The 14987-nt window shown below is 43.8% G+C and carries 12 protein-coding genes; 7 read left to right on the plus strand and 5 right to left on the minus strand.

What is annotated here, in order from left to right:
* The first annotated feature begins 118 nt into the window (after positions 1–118).
* The 3 genes from R7P80_RS15525 to R7P80_RS15535 are packed head-to-tail and all read left to right on the plus strand — an operon-like array spanning position 119 to position 2489.
* Positions 119–874: a 5-oxoprolinase subunit PxpA gene (locus R7P80_RS15525; protein ID WP_186585310.1), complete on the plus strand. Its 756-nt coding sequence runs from the start codon at positions 119–121 to the stop codon at positions 872–874.
* The gene (locus R7P80_RS15530) at positions 874–1557 is read left to right on the plus strand and encodes a 5-oxoprolinase subunit B family protein (RefSeq protein ID WP_005386313.1); all 684 of its coding nucleotides are present in this window, start codon (positions 874–876) and stop codon (positions 1555–1557) included. Before R7P80_RS15525 ends, R7P80_RS15530 begins: the two co-directional genes overlap by 1 nt.
* Complete coding sequence (locus tag R7P80_RS15535) at positions 1554–2489, plus strand: biotin-dependent carboxyltransferase family protein (RefSeq protein ID WP_225491825.1); 936 nt, start codon at positions 1554–1556, stop codon at positions 2487–2489. Before R7P80_RS15530 ends, R7P80_RS15535 begins: the two co-directional genes overlap by 4 nt.
* 28 nt (positions 2490–2517) lie before the next feature.
* On the opposite strand, the gene R7P80_RS15540 is transcribed toward R7P80_RS15535, so the two are convergent.
* From R7P80_RS15540 to R7P80_RS15550, 3 genes are all read right to left on the minus strand, one after another.
* Positions 2518–3957 carry an FAD-dependent oxidoreductase gene (locus tag R7P80_RS15540; protein WP_005376318.1) on the minus strand — a complete coding sequence of 480 codons (1440 nt, stop codon included), beginning with the start codon at positions 3955–3957 and terminating at the stop codon, positions 2518–2520.
* Positions 3958–4309: 352 nt separating this feature from the next.
* Positions 4310–6766 (minus strand): ABC transporter permease, encoded by a 2457-nt coding sequence (locus R7P80_RS15545; RefSeq protein ID WP_225491826.1) that lies wholly within the window; start codon positions 6764–6766, stop codon positions 4310–4312.
* Entirely contained in the window at positions 6766–7458 is a 693-nt protein-coding gene (locus tag R7P80_RS15550) for an ABC transporter ATP-binding protein (RefSeq protein WP_005376323.1), read from the minus strand. The genes R7P80_RS15545 and R7P80_RS15550 overlap by 1 nt, the downstream gene beginning before the upstream one ends.
* Here R7P80_RS15550 and R7P80_RS15555 point away from each other — a divergent pair.
* The 4 genes from R7P80_RS15555 to R7P80_RS15570 all read left to right on the plus strand — a co-directional run bounded on the left by R7P80_RS15555 (position 7457) and on the right by R7P80_RS15570 (position 13162).
* Positions 7457–8059, plus strand: a complete 603-nt coding sequence (locus R7P80_RS15555) for an arylesterase (RefSeq protein WP_149192555.1) — start codon at positions 7457–7459, stop codon at positions 8057–8059. The genes R7P80_RS15550 and R7P80_RS15555 overlap by 2 nt on opposite strands.
* A gap of 82 nt (positions 8060–8141) precedes the next feature.
* A complete protein-coding gene (gene fabV / locus R7P80_RS15560; RefSeq protein ID WP_033907078.1) occupies positions 8142–9341 on the plus strand; it encodes an enoyl-ACP reductase FabV in 1200 nt (399 codons plus the stop codon).
* 180 nt (positions 9342–9521) lie between these two features.
* The gene (locus tag R7P80_RS15565; protein ID WP_225491827.1) at positions 9522–11435 is read left to right on the plus strand and encodes a sensor domain-containing phosphodiesterase; all 1914 of its coding nucleotides are present in this window, start codon (positions 9522–9524) and stop codon (positions 11433–11435) included.
* 71 nt (positions 11436–11506) lie between these two features.
* The gene (locus R7P80_RS15570; RefSeq protein WP_064369257.1) at positions 11507–13162 is read left to right on the plus strand and encodes an ABC-ATPase domain-containing protein; all 1656 of its coding nucleotides are present in this window, start codon (positions 11507–11509) and stop codon (positions 13160–13162) included.
* Positions 13163–13241: 79 nt separating this feature from the next.
* Here R7P80_RS15570 and R7P80_RS15575 read toward each other — a convergent pair whose 3' ends face one another.
* A complete protein-coding gene (locus R7P80_RS15575; protein WP_005376328.1) occupies positions 13242–13862 on the minus strand; it encodes a DNA-J related domain-containing protein in 621 nt (206 codons plus the stop codon).
* Between the two features lie 128 nt (positions 13863–13990).
* Positions 13991–14830, minus strand: coding sequence for an isopenicillin N synthase family dioxygenase (locus R7P80_RS15580; RefSeq protein ID WP_005386285.1), 840 nt, complete (start codon positions 14828–14830; stop codon positions 13991–13993).
* Between the last annotated feature and the right edge of the window lie 157 nt (positions 14831–14987).

The following is a 14987-nucleotide window of genomic DNA, read 5'->3' on the forward strand; positions in this document are numbered from 1 at the left end:
TTTCGTCAGCTATCTGCTCAAAAAGCTTCGTTTTCATGATAGAAGAATGAAGTGAGTCACTGAACCTAGATGCATTTTCCTGCATCGTAAACCCCTTGCTTGTGTAGAAATAAAACGTATGACATTGAATAAACAGCAACTTACATTGAACTGTGATATGGGCGAGAGCTTTGGCTCTTGGAGTATGGGCGCAGATGAAGACGTGATGCCCCATGTTGATATGGCGAACATCGCGTGTGGTTTTCATGCCTCCGACCCTAATGTCATGCACGACACTATCACCCTAGCGAATGACAATGATGTTGATATTGGCGCACATCCAGGTTACGCCGACCTACAAGGCTTTGGCAGACGAAGCATAAGCATGACGGGTGATGAAATTACGAACATGGTTATATATCAGGTTGGTGCTTTACAAGCATTATGCCGGGCGCAATACACAAACATCAGTTACATAAAACCTCATGGCGCTCTATACAACGACATGATGAAAAGTGATGCGATATTTAGAGCGGTAGTAAAGGCGGCAGCACTGTTCAAAGTACCGTTAATGATCCTAGCTTCACAGGAAAACGAAAAATACTTAGAAATCGCAGACGATTATGATGTTCCCTTGCTATTTGAAGCATTTGCAGATCGTTTATACCAAGATGACGGCTTACTGACTCCTAGAACACAGCACAATGCCGTGTTAAAAAGCGAGCACGCGATACTTGAGCAAGTCCGGACCTTAGCTGACTCTGGGCGTGTCAAAACCGCTTCAGGCGGTTACATATTATTGGAAGCCGACACAATTTGTGTTCATGGTGACAATGAAGAGTCGATCGCGCTGATCCAAAAGATCCGCCAAAGCCTATACGCTGGAGGAAATTAATGCATAAAGAGAAATTTAATATCTCTTTGATCTCCGAGTGCAGTATTTTCATTAAGTTTGATGAGAGTATTTCTGAAAATGCAGTCGGAGAGCTTGCTCGCAGCATAAGAGAAACTTTCGCTTCAATTGTTATGAACGTTGTCCCCTCCTATCAAACTATTCTCATTGATTACTTACCTTTTCGAATCAACGAAAAGAACTTAGTCAATGAGCTGCAACAAATCGTGAGCCAGTTTGATACTCAATCACTTAAGCTTTCCCAGCCGAATCACATTACTATCCCTGTATATTACTCTGAAGAAACCGCGTTAGATCTATCTCGTTTTCAAAAGCGAGGTCTGTCATTAGACGATCTTATTACCCTGCATACGAAAACCGAGTACGCGGTTTCTGCAATTGGCTTTGCTCCAGGCTTTGCATTTCTCTCTGACGTTGATACTCAATTGCACATGGCAAGGCTTGCCACACCAAGAACTCAAGTGCCGGCCGGAAGTGTAGGAATCGCAGACTCTAAAACGGCCGTCTATCCATCAGATAGTCCTGGCGGATGGAACATTATTGGTAAAAGCCCGCTTGCGCTCTTCTCCGACTCTCCTCCTTTTATACCGTTTGAAGTGGGTGACAAGGTCACCTTTAATGCTATTTCAAAACAAGAGTTTATCGATTTAGGAGGCGTACTATGAGTTACGGTGGATTACTGGTGGAAAAGCCAGGACCGCTCTCTTTAGTTCAAGACTTTGGTCGTTTTGGCTTAGCGCATGTCGGTGTGACTCAAGGTGGCCCGGTCGACGACTATGCTTACAGTTGGGCCAACCATTTGCTTGGTAACGTAGTCAATTGCGTTGCAATTGAAATTACTCTGGGTAACGCTTGTTTTATTGCATTGCATAACTGCCACCTTGCTATATGTGGCGGTGATTTAAATGCAAAAATAGATGGTGAACCTATTTCAAATTGGTCTGACTTTACGTTGAAAAAAGGACAGAAGCTTCAGTTCGGAGTCGCAAGGAATGGACTTCGCTCCTACCTAGCGGTTAAAGGTGGATTCAATGTTGCTCAGCACTTAGGAAGCGCATCGACCGTCTTGCGAGAATCTCTAGGTGGTTATGATTCAAATGGTGGCGCTTTGAAAGCTGGTGATATTCTTCCCTTTGTCCCTCATAACTTACCGAAACGTAAACCAAGGCAAATGACGTTTCGCTTTAAGCCAGATTACAACTTACCCATTAAGCTGAGAGTGATTGAAGGCTATCAGAACGAGGACTTTGATGAAGACGCTCGCCAAGCATTTTATAACAAAGCATTCATCATCTCCCCCAATTCGAATCGCATGGGCTACCGTCTTGAGGGCAATAACATTCGTCCACCTTACGAAGGCGTACTATCAGAGGGAATTGCGTTAGGTTCAATTCAAATACCTAGCGATGGTAACCCTATTGTGCTGCTCAACGATCACCAGACTATTGGCGGGTATCCTAAATTTGGCCGCGTAGCTCGTATTGACTTACCTAGACTGGCACAGGCGAAACCCGGACAAAAAGTCAATTTTGTGAAAGGAGATAGAATAGGCTTGCAAGAAGTATGGTGCCAATGGGCTCAGTTTTTTGGGTATTAATACAACCACTGAGCCCAAACACAGCCGATTATGCAGGCATACCATAACGCACTGCTAAAGCTTGTGGATAGCCTCGCTCTTGAGTGAGTTTAATCGCGTACTGCTCGACCTCTTGTTCAGACCACTTTACAGCGACCGGATGCTGTGTTTCCACATTTTGGTTAGGATCGATGTCAAACCAGAATTGAAGCATTTTTTGCGCTGCGAGTAGTGTCGATGACGCTTTTACCACCTCTATTCTCGCGTAGTGGTTATCTTCAAAAGTCACATCTGCCGCTCTGAGTACTGGATCTGTGCCGGGAATTTGCTGAGCGCCAAATAATGCTTTTCCTCCTTTTACAGCAGAGTGATAGTCGGGAATGAACTGTGCCATGTGTTTGATGGCGTTGTTCGTTCGCTCTTCTAACACTTCTTCTCTCCAGCCGTTACGGATCTTCGAGAGTAAAGGCATAGGCAGTTCAGGTTGAGCAGATGAGTTCGTGCTCTCCACTAAACCATCTTCAAACAGCGTGATTCCTTTTGTCATACCATGAAGTTGAAAGTAACCATCGCCATAAGGCGTCAATTGAGCCATTCCTTTATCGGTTCCACGCGGGCCATGAAAAATAACTTCTGGCCATTGTTGTTGACAGTCTGCCCACCTCGTAACGTAAGCGGCTTTAAACTCCACCAACCTGTCTCGCTTGGCACCAACTGTGTTGTCAATTGAGCCTGTTTCAAAGCCACACGCGTTAACCAAGTAGTCGCATGTCATAAGGTAATCGATACCTTCACGTTCATAGCCAAGTTGCCAGTGTTCCCCCATCCAATCGGCTTGCTTGAACGTTGCTTGTGTGAAGACTGAAGCATTAGGAAGCGTATCTAGTGTTAAGTTGGCAATTGCGGCGAGGCGAAAAACACTCCAACCATATTCTTGAACTGCGACAACAGGATACTTTAGCGCTTCAAGATCAGCATGTTGAGCAAAAGGAATACACCACTCATCGAAGTTTGTAGGATGACTTGGTTGAGTACGTTGCGCGAGAGCTTCTAGCTCCGCTTTTGAATACAGTTTGTAGTATTCGCTTGGTTCGCCGAGCACTTTATTACTCTCATCTTTATCGACGAGCGTCTGATAAGCACTTTTCACAACCTCTAATCGCGGAATTAGTGTGGATGGGTCTCCACCATCGGAATGAGGAACCGCGATGATTGTCGGACGAATATTCAGTGAAAGCGGATACAGGCGAACAGTATCAATAGATTGTGCTAACAAGTCTAAGCATTGTTGCTCGGAAATCTCTCGATATAAATTACCACCAGCATGCAAATGACAAATGGGTGGACCATTTACTAGTGATACGCCCTTCTCTATTACGGAAACTTTAAAACCCAGCTCCGCAAAATGAATTGCTGCTGTTGCACCTGCTACACCGCCACCAACAACAGCGATATGCTTATCTTTATAACTTGGAAACTCAGACTTCATTGCTTCACTAAAAATTTTATAAGGAAAATTCTTTACTAACGGTGGATTCTACTCGTGTTTGAACTTGATTAAAATCACAAAAAGTTCATGGGTTTGCGAAATATCCAACAGCGCCTGTAAAGTGCATTAAAGTAGAAAAAATTTGCGAAAAAGTACTTGACGACATGGTTAAGAAGACACTTTTTTGTGTCTATGTGAATAAGAATTTCACTGTAAGACCCATGGCGCAAAGCCTGCAGAAACACCCCACTTTTTACCCCATTTAGTTATCCCAAAAGTTATCCACTGTTTTTGTGGATAACTAAAATAAAAGTGTCATGGAGTGTTCCAAACTTGATAACACTCTCTGCGATTAAGTGTTTACTGGCGTTAACAATCTTTTCAACAAACTCATCACTACAAGTGCCAACGTAACAAATGTTGCAAGCGGTAAAGCTATCCACAATTCGGGGTGAATTTGTACATTGAGATCGAATCCATATGTCATGACTGCGGCCACACAAACTTCCGCAGCGAATACCGCAACACCACTAGCAATCAACGCCATAATTCCGTACTCGGCCCACAGGGTTGTGTTGATCCGTTTCTTACTTGAACCTAATGTGCGATACAAACGAATCTCTTGTTGACGTTGGGACAAGCTTAACCTCAGTAGCGTAAAGATGAGCAGCAGACCAGCAACAACGCCTAAAAGAGCAAGGATGGTGATTGCTGATACGATTTGCTGAATCAAAGCCTGAATTTTCTCGCCCATAGTTCGGATATCTAAAACAGAGACCGTTGGGTGAGCACGTGACATTGACGTCAACAACGCTTCATTTCCTTCTTCAATCCTATAACTGATGAGGTAAGAACCAGGTAAATTAGCCATCACGTCAGATGAGAAAATAAAATAAAAGTTAGGCTTCATGTCACGCCATTCGACATAACGGATGGTATCTACTACTGCATCGTAATTCTGGCTGTTTATTACAAAGCGCAGCGTATCACCGAGTTTGATGCCTAAGTCATTTGCTACATCCGCTTCTACAGATACACTCCCTTTGTTTGTCCATTCACCCGAAAGCACGTCATTATATTCTGGTAGGGTATCTCCCCATGTCAGGTTTAGCTCTCGACGTATCGCGTCAGAACCTTCTCCTTCGTACTCAACCTCTTTAACATTTTGACCGTTAATCTCTGTTAGTCGTCCACGAATTATTGGATAAGCTTGTGACCGCGTAACTCCATTTTTATCTAGGGTTTCTAGGTAGTTATCGAGCTCATAATCACCAATGTTTAAAGCGAACACATTTGGCGCGTCTGCAGGTAAGGTTCTCTCCCAATCAGCGAGAATATCGCTGCGCACAAGCCAAATGATAGACAGCAACATCAAAGATAATGCCAAAGCACCAAACTGTAGACCGCTGGTTACTGGCGTCCGGTTGATACGACTCAACGCAAGCTTCATTGCAGGATGGGTTGACACACGTGCAAACAGCTTTGTGAGTGTGACGCTAACTGCTGCGAGTACCACAAACAGTACCGCTATACCAGTGAGCACGATCCAAACTAAGGTGTTATCTGCATACAGTAAAAGCAATGGAACAACGGGAACTAGAACAAGTAACATTCGCTTCCAGGAACGTTGCGCTTTGCCCTGCTGTAGCACTTCTAACGCGGGAGTTTTAATCAAGCCTAACAATGGTATACCGAGAGCGGGAACAGTAATCAAGACTGCAGAGATAAATGCCACCAAAAATGGTGTGACACCGTAACTAGGGAGTGGATCGGGTAATAAGTCTTTGAGTGGAATGCGTAATAAATACTCCAACCCGCTCCCTAGCAGTAGGCCGACGACACTGGCACTAATGAGAAGGATTGTGACTTGAATAAATAACCACTTTTCAATCCATCGGCGGCTCGCACCAAGACTTTTCAACATCGCGATAGTTTGTGTCCGGCTGTTCACGTAATTTTGACAAGTAAGAACCAATGTTGTCGCCGCCATAATGATGACAATCGCTACGGTCAACGACAGATACTGCGTCGTGCGTTCAAAAACCTCATTACTACGACTGGCAGTATCTTGCGTGCGCCAGCGATCGCTCGGAGAAAGCTGCGTATCATCTTGCAAGCTCTTTAGTGTTTTATCATCGGCTTGTAAAAACAGACGGTATTGAACTCGGCTCCCAACTTGAATTGCTCCTGTTTTATCTACGTCACTTTGATGAATGTATGCAGAAGGCATTTGCTGAAATGGATTAAAGCTCAAGCCAGGTTCCATCAATACTGCGCCTGATACAGTAAACTCGGCATCGCCTATCGTGACGCTGTCACCTGATTTTACGTTTAGTTGAGTCATAATCCGCTCATCAAGCCAGAGTTGGTTCTCTTTAACGCGACCGGCTGGATTACTTTCAAGAACGAGCTCTCCCATTAAAGGGTAATTATCATCCACCGCCCTTACAGAAATAAGCTGCATACCATTATCGCTAAATGCCATAGTGGCAAAGCGTGTCATCGTCGAACGTTCAAGGCTTTCAGTCGAGGCTAACAACATGTCCGGAATGGGATTAGCAGACACAAACACCGCATCTGCCGTTAATGCGTCCTTCCCCTGCTTGACGATCACCTGCTCCATTCGTTCTGCTAATGCAGAAAGCGCAAAGATACTCGCAATCACGAGAATAAGAGCAACGCTAATAGGCCAAAGATTCCCCTGCCTTATTTCGCCGAAACTCCAGCGTATCAAACTTTTATTCGACGAGTGCTGTGTTGTACTGTTTTGCTCTGTGGATGTTGCTTCACTTGATGATACTGCAGACATTATATCTCCTCCTTAAGCTCACCCGCCTCCATACGATAGATACGGTCACATCGGCTTGCTAGATGACCATCGTGTGTTACTAAAATCAGAGTTGTCCCGTGCTGTTCATTAAGATCGAATAGCAGCTCAATCACTTTGTCTGCGGTTTGATGGTCAAGATTGCCGGTAGGCTCGTCTGCGAACAACAGCTCAGGCTGTGTCATAAATGCACGCGCTAGCGCAACTCGCTGTTGTTCACCACCAGATAACTGGCTTGGTAAATGGTCGACACGTTTTTCCAATCCAACAGCAGCTAATAATTCCGCTGCTCTTGCTTCATCTTCGGCTTCACCACGTAAAAGACAAGGAAGCGTGACATTACGTAATGCACTCAAACTCGGGATTAACAGGAAACTTTGGAAAACGAAACCTAAAGAGTCAGCCCGGATTTTCGCACGAGCTTCATCGTCCAGTTTTGATAATTCATGACCTAATAAAGTAATTTCGCCTGATGTCGGCGTATCAAGACCAGCTAGCAACGTCATCAATGTTGACTTACCTGCACCGGAAGTTCCGACGATGGCGATTTTTTCTCCTTTTCGGATGTCAACATTTACGTCTTTGAGGATTGTTAATTGTTCTTGATTAGTAGAGACTTGTTTAGAAACCAAATTGGCTTGAACAATAGGTGCATTAAGTACAGGTGTTTGCATGATTCGTATACTTTCCTTAGTTCTATTTTTTTGTTTTTCCGCTACTTCACATGCGAGCGAAAAGCTACTTGTCTTGGGTGATAGCTTGAGTGCAGGCTATCAGATGCCGATCGAAGAGAGTTGGCCTAGCTTACTCCCTGATGCGTTGTCAGAACATGGTCAAGATGTAACAGTTATTAATGCCAGCATTTCTGGCGATACAACCGGCAATGGCTTAGCACGGTTACCTCAGTTGCTAACTCAGCATAGCCCTGACATGGTACTTATTGAGTTAGGTGCCAACGATGGCCTAAGAGGCTTCCCTCCTAAACTTATTACGTCGAATCTTTCAAAAATGATTACCATGATAAAAGATTCTGGTGCGGACGTTGTCATGATGCAAATTCGGGTTCCACCTAATTATGGTAAGCGCTATAGCGATATGTTTTACGATATCTACCCTAAGCTTGCACAGCATCAACAAGTTGCCTTGATGCCATTCTTCTTAGAGCATGTTGTCACCAAACCAGAATGGATGATGGATGATGGCCTTCACCCAAAACCAGATGCACAACCTTGGATCGCAGGTTTCGTTGCTCAAGAATTAATTAAACATCTCTAATTTTAATGGTCTAGCTCAATAAGTTTTACGTAACTTTACGTTAATCTATTTTCAATTCCACTCATCGAGGATAGATAACAACATGCGAATAGAACCGTTAATTCAAGGTGTTGTTGCTCGCTCTGCGCACCCCAAAGGGTGTCATGCATCTATTAAAGAGCAAATTGAATACGTAAAACGCGCCCCACAGATCAAAAAAGGCCCAAAACGGGTTTTGATTATTGGTGCCTCCTCTGGTTTCGGCCTAGCGGCCCGAATCGCCCTAACGTTCGGTGGCGCTAACGCCGATACCATTGGCGTCTCATTTGAGCGTGGCCCTTCAGAGAAAGGGGTTGGGAGTGCGGGTTGGTATAACAACGTCTTTTTTAAGCAAGAAGCAAATCAAGCCGGGCATACCGCAATAAATATTGTTGGTGATGCATTCTCTGGTTCGGTGCGCAATCAAGTGATTGAAGCCATTGAAACGTACTTTGAGGGTGAAGTTGACTTAGTCATCTATAGCTTGGCAACCGGTGTTCGACCTAAACCTAAATCTGATGAGTTTTGGCGCAGTGTCATTAAACCGATTGGTGAGCCTGTCACTGGCGCTTCTATCATGCTGGAGAACGATAAGTGGATAGAAACCACCTTAACGCCAGCAACAGAAGAAGAAGCCAACGCCACCATTAAAGTAATGGGCGGCGAAGACTGGGAAAGCTGGATTGACACACTCATCAATAACGACTCTATTGCAAACGGCTGCAAAACCATCGCCTTTTCTTACATGGGCCCTGACATTACGCACCCAATTTATCTCGATGGTACGTTAGGTCGAGCGAAAATCGATTTACACCAAACCAGTCATTCATTAAACCTCAAACTCGCCAACTTTGACGGCGGTGCTTACGCAACCGTGTGTAAGGCGTTGGTGACGAAAGCCAGTGTATTCATCCCTGCGCTAAGTCCCTACCTGTTAGCGCTTTATCGAGTGATGAAGGAAAAAGGTACTCACGAACGCTGTATTGAACAAATGCAGCGGCTGTTTACTACGAAGTTATACGATCAAGAGAAAGTGCCAGTTGACGGTGAACGCTTGATTCGAATAGATGACTTGGAACTTGAACCGCAAGTTCAACAAGAAGTCCACGCTCTTTTAGAACAAATGAATGCTGATAACTTTAAAGAGATTGGTGATTACCAAGGTTTTAAAGATGAGTTTATGAAGCTCAATGGCTTTAACTTTGAGGATGTCGACTATTCGCAAGACATTTCTATTGAATCGTTAATGTCGCTTAAGCCTTGATGCTTGTTATCTGTTTCAAGGATGAGATATGTGACAACTATTCCTAGTCCTGAACACTTTTCAGGACTTTTTTTTGTTTCGAGCCCTAGCCACCCTATACTTAATTAAAAAGCGAGAACAAAATAGAGCAGTCTGCATTTTTAATTCACAGGAAGTGAAACCACGTAAAGGATGACCTATATGGGGAGATTGCAAACATTAGACTACGAAATCCCTGAGTCTATGCGAAGAAGTTGGCAAGAAATCGTCAACTTACTGGCTCAAATAACACACGTACCCACCACATTAATTATGCGTATCCATCCGGATCGCATAGAAGTAAATACATCTAGCGAAACTCTAGGTAATCCTTATCGTACTGGCGATGCAGAGCAGCTTGGTAACGGTTTGTATTGCGAGCAAGTTATAGAACAGAAAGGCGAGCTTGTAATCCCCAATGCGCTTGAAGATGAAGAATGGCAAAATAACCCAGACATCAAACTAGGCATGATTTCTTATTGCGGCTTACCGCTATTCTGGCCAAATGGGGAGACATTTGGAACAATCTGTATGCTTGACTCTGAGAGAAACGAGTACAACGATAGTTACCGTCAGTTGCTTGAAACTTTCAAAGATTCAATCGAAGCACAGCTTTCAGTTGTGTACCAACAACATAAACTTCAGCGACTTAACACCGAGCTAAAGAGTCGAATTGAAAATCGTACCACGGATTTAGCCCAGTTAAGTTACTCCTTAACACAAGAGATTGATCGCCGTAAAGCCGCGGAAAAACAAGTGAGCTACCAAAAAACACATGATCAGGGAACTGGATTTCTAAATCGTTCTGCACTTGAGAACATTGTCCAATACACCTTACAGTCCCTTGATAGTGATCAGCAATCGCTTGTGGTCATCAACATTGGTTTTAGTAACGCTCGCAGTATTCAGACCAGGCACGGGTTCGAGGTCTTTGACAACATTTTAAAAGAATTTCACTCCAGATTAACCAGACACGGTGCTAGCGGATTTATCACTGGTAGACCAAGTTCGAATGACATGGTTTTATTGATTTGGGGAGAGGATATTGAAGCTCGGTTAAATCAACTATTAGATGATATCACTAAAATTAGCGTAGATGGATTTGTCTTCAACAAAACAGAAATACATTTGCACACGTATATCGGTATAGTTCAAGCTTACAAAGATTGCAGCAATGCTAAGCGTATCCTTCAACATGCATGTTACGCGATGCTTCTATGTAAAGAATCCGGCGAACCTTTTAGTTATTTTAGAGAAAATCATTCGGCTGATCTCAATAGTCACAATGAACTGGAAAGTTACCTTTTACAAGCAGTGCGTAACGACGATTTAGTGTTGTACTTTCAACCTCAAGTAGACTCCAAAACACGTAAATGGATTGGCGCAGAAGCCTTGCTTCGCTGGAGACATCCAATACTTGGCGACGTTTCCAACGAAGCATTGATACATATGGCCGAACAAAACGGGCTTATCTTTGAAGTTGGCTCTTTTGTTCTGCGTACCGCGATAGGCAAAGCGAAACAATGGTCTGAGTTAATCGATAACTTCAAAATTGCCGTCAACGTTTCTCCCATTCAATTACAAAACGTAAATTTTGCAGAACAAGTGCAACACCTACTCGACACTTTCCATTTGCCAGCACACTTTCTCGAACTCGAAGTAACCGAGAGCGCTCTAATTGCTGATGAAATAGTAGCACGCACAACGTTAAATAAGTTGCATAAACTAGGTGTGACATTGTCACTTGATGACTTTGGTACAGGATATGCTTCGTTCAGCTATTTAAAGAAATATCCGTTTGATGCCATCAAAATTGATAAAAGCTTCGTCCAGCAAATGGAAAAGTCAGATGATGATCGCGAGATCATTTGTTCAATCATACACATTGCAAAAAAACTGGAACTCCAAGTAGTGATCGAGGGCATTGAATCCCACCAACAAGAGCAGTTTCTTATTGGTGAGGGTTGTGATATCGGACAAGGTTTTCTTTATGGTAAACCTATGCCTTGTAATGAATTTGAGCAAAGTTTGTTTAATCAGCGCCTTTCTGGCGGGCAATACGCCTACTCTTCCTAAGCATTCTCTTTACTATGAGGGCGGTGGTTTCTATAATCGCCGCCCGCTTCTATTAAAAGGCCAATATCTTCATGGATCAGTTGACTGCCACGCTTAAGAAAATTGAAAAGCAGAACTACCGAGCTTATCAGCAAATCAAAGGTCAATACGACTTCACTGATTTCACTTTGTTTGTCGATCATGTACAGGGTGACCCTTATGCATCGGCGTCACGTTTTCGTGCGACTCGCGCATGGTCTTTGACTGGTCTTGAGTGGCTAAGAGACGAGTCTCCTGCATTTCAAAGAGGTGCACGTGATTTTATTGCGCGTAGTTTTGAACAGTTTGCTAAACAAGAAAACTCAGTATCAATTTCACTGACAGGCCAAACTGTACTGGATAGCACCGCGGTGTTGTTTACTGAAGAAGGTATTGAACTGCGTTTTCGAGTTAACTTACCGGCTGAAGGTCGTTCAGTATTGGGGAAAAAAGCCAACAACATACTGACTTTCCACCTGCCTAAGTTTATCCGTCGAGCAACTTTAGAGCGTGAACTCGACAAAGCCGCTTTAATTAAGCACTGCCAAGTTGTTGAAGACCAAGATGCCCTGCGAGAACAGTTAGAGGCCAATAACTTAGTCGCGTTTGTCGCAAACGGCAGTATTCTTCCTCGAATTGCAGGTAATTGCGACCTTCCAATGAAAGAAGCCGTTGAGTTTAAAGCCCCTGAATCTCTACAAGCCACTTTACATGCGCCAAACAAGGGCCATGTCACAGGATTAGGAATTCCAAAAGGTATCACACTGATCGTAGGTGGCGGCTTCCACGGTAAATCTACCTTATTAAATGCAATAGAGCGTTCAATTTACGATCATATTCCAGGAGATGGCCGCGAATACATTGTTGCCGATAACAAGGCTATGAAGATTCGTGCCGAAGATGGCCGATGCGTACACCACTTGAACCTGTCGAACTACATCAACCATTTACCGATGGGTAAAGATACGGCGGACTTTTCTACTCAAGACGCATCAGGCTCAACGTCGCAAGCCGCTTGGCTTCAAGAGTCTATTGAAGCGGGTGCAAGCACATTATTGATTGATGAAGATACTTCTGCTACCAACTTCATGATTAGAGATGAGCGTATGCAGGCATTGGTGGCAAAAGGTGATGAGCCAATTACTCCTCTCGTCGACCGCATTGGTCAATTACGAGATGATCTTGATATCTCTACCATTATCGTTATGGGTGGGTCGGGCGACTACTTAGACGTTGCCGATACCGTCATTCAAATGCACGACTACCAAGCCGTTGATGTGACTGAAAAAGCGAAAGAAGTTATCGCTCAGCACCCTACTCAACGCCATAACGAGTCAGAAGAACGTTTACAGACCTTCCCACCTCGAGCACTGAACCGCGTTGCGTTGATGAATATTCTGACTGACGGCAAGTTCCGTGTGAATGCGAAAGGCAAAGAGTCACTTCGATTTGGTAAAGAGTTTACTGATCTTAGCGCTTTGGAACAGATAGAGTCAGCCGATGAAGTCAACACAATTGGCTGGTTATGGTTCCAAATTGCTCAACTTCCAGGTTGGTGTAATCATCCGGCGAAGGAGATTGAAGAAATGCTGTCTGGTGAGTGGCATGCCGCTCTTCCTAAACAAGGCGACTTAGCCAAACCACGCACACTAGACGTTATGGCTGCCCTCAACCGCATGCGAAAATCTCAGTTTAAGTCATCATGCTAGTTTTGATACGCTGACAGAGACAGTTCAATCAAAAGGCAGCTATAGTTAGCTGCCTTCCTTTATCTTTATTCTTAGCGAATCATTCGTTTCTCAGTACATTCCACGCTTCACAAAGAACTCTAAATCTTTCTGCATCGCCATTTTCTCGATCAGGATGCCAACGAAGCGCGAGTTTTCGCCATTGTTTTCTAATTTCCGCAGGCGTAGCGTCAGTGTTAAGTTCAAATAGTGACAGTGCCTTTGTCTTATCTACGCTGGCTACTGACGAACCACCGATGAACTTTTGATAAGTTGTCCAAAATTCATTCAACAGTCGACGCACTTCATCTTCGTCCGCTTCGTAATTGCGCCAATCTAAGTAATACTCACGCAAAGGATCATGAATATCGATCTTATGCCTCAAAGCTTCCATCGAAGACATGAGCTGAATATCCATGGCTTCGACTTGAAGCCAGCTATCCGGATACAGAGTGTCTTGCAGTTGATATAATGCATTCATGATCAGGAAGTTTCTTTTGAATAAATCCTTATCGGGAGAGTCGTCCAGCTTTGAAATATAACCTTGTTCACCCAACGAACTTGCCAAGGTGTGCACTTTCCAATTAGAGGGCTGTTTTCTCAGAATTTCTAACATTGGCCAAAGCAGCGGATTTTCTATTGCATGAGGCTCAATACTATTGACAGTACGTTGTCCTTCCATTCATCCTCTCTGACACGAGTTTAGGGCCCCATTCACGGCACAAAAAACATAGTTTCCACTTTGTAGCATAAATGCAAAAAGGCCGATAGTCATTCACCATCGGCCTTTGTAAGGAGATCACGTAAAGGTTAAATAACCCCTAGCTCACGTAAACGTTCCATAAGGTAGCTATGTGCAGTGTAGCGCTCAGATAACACCACTTCCGGCTTTGGATGCAGGAACAACGGTAATGAGATACGTGACTTTTCTTGACGGCCACCCGTAGGGTTGATTACACGGTGAGTCGTTGAAGGGAAATAACCACCTGACGCTTCTTGAAGCATATCACCAATGTTGATGATTAAGTTCCCGAAGTCACATGGTACATCGATCCAATCACCCTCTTTACTCTTTACTTGCAGTCCAGGTTCATTAGCAGCAGGCAAAACCGTTAACAGGTTAATGTCTTCATGCGCAGCAGCACGAATAGCGCCTGGCTCTTCTTCGCCTGTCATCGGTGGGTAGTGAAGCACGCGTAGTAATGTTTTGTCACTGTTATTGATCATTTCTGACAACGCGATAGAGAACTTCTCTTGAACGTCCTTAGGTGCGTACGCTTCAACCCAGCCTAATAGCTCTTGAGCAAACGCATTGGCACGCTCGTAGTACTCTAAGATTTCAGCTTTAAGCTGCTCTGGGATCTGACCCCAAGGGTAAACATGAAAGTACTCTTTGATGTCTTTCACTTTGTGCCCTTTCGCCACTTCAGACACAGAAGGTGGGAAGTAGCCATCTTGGGTGTCTACGTTAAAGTGAAAATCATTCTTTTGTTCTGAACAGAAAAACTCATGCCAGTTTTTGTAAATTGACTCTACAAGCTCTTGTGGAATCGGGTGGTTTTTCAACACACCGAACCCCGTTTCGCGTAGAGAGGTAACGAACTGTTGAGCAGCATCGTCAGCAAGATAATCGACAGTTTCCAGTTTCATGGCTTTACTTCTTTTTTATTAGACTGAATCATGGATTCTATGGATGGGCATGTTGTAAATCAAACTTTAATGAAAAGTGCACGCGCAAACGTTTTAATGTTGAGCAGTTTGCCAATAAATCAACATTTTCAGTGATCAAAAAACCCATTAAAATATC

The organism is Vibrio sp. 2092, from assembly GCF_033339635.1.
In the GTDB taxonomy this organism is placed as follows: domain Bacteria; phylum Pseudomonadota; class Gammaproteobacteria; order Enterobacterales; family Vibrionaceae; genus Vibrio; species Vibrio alginolyticus.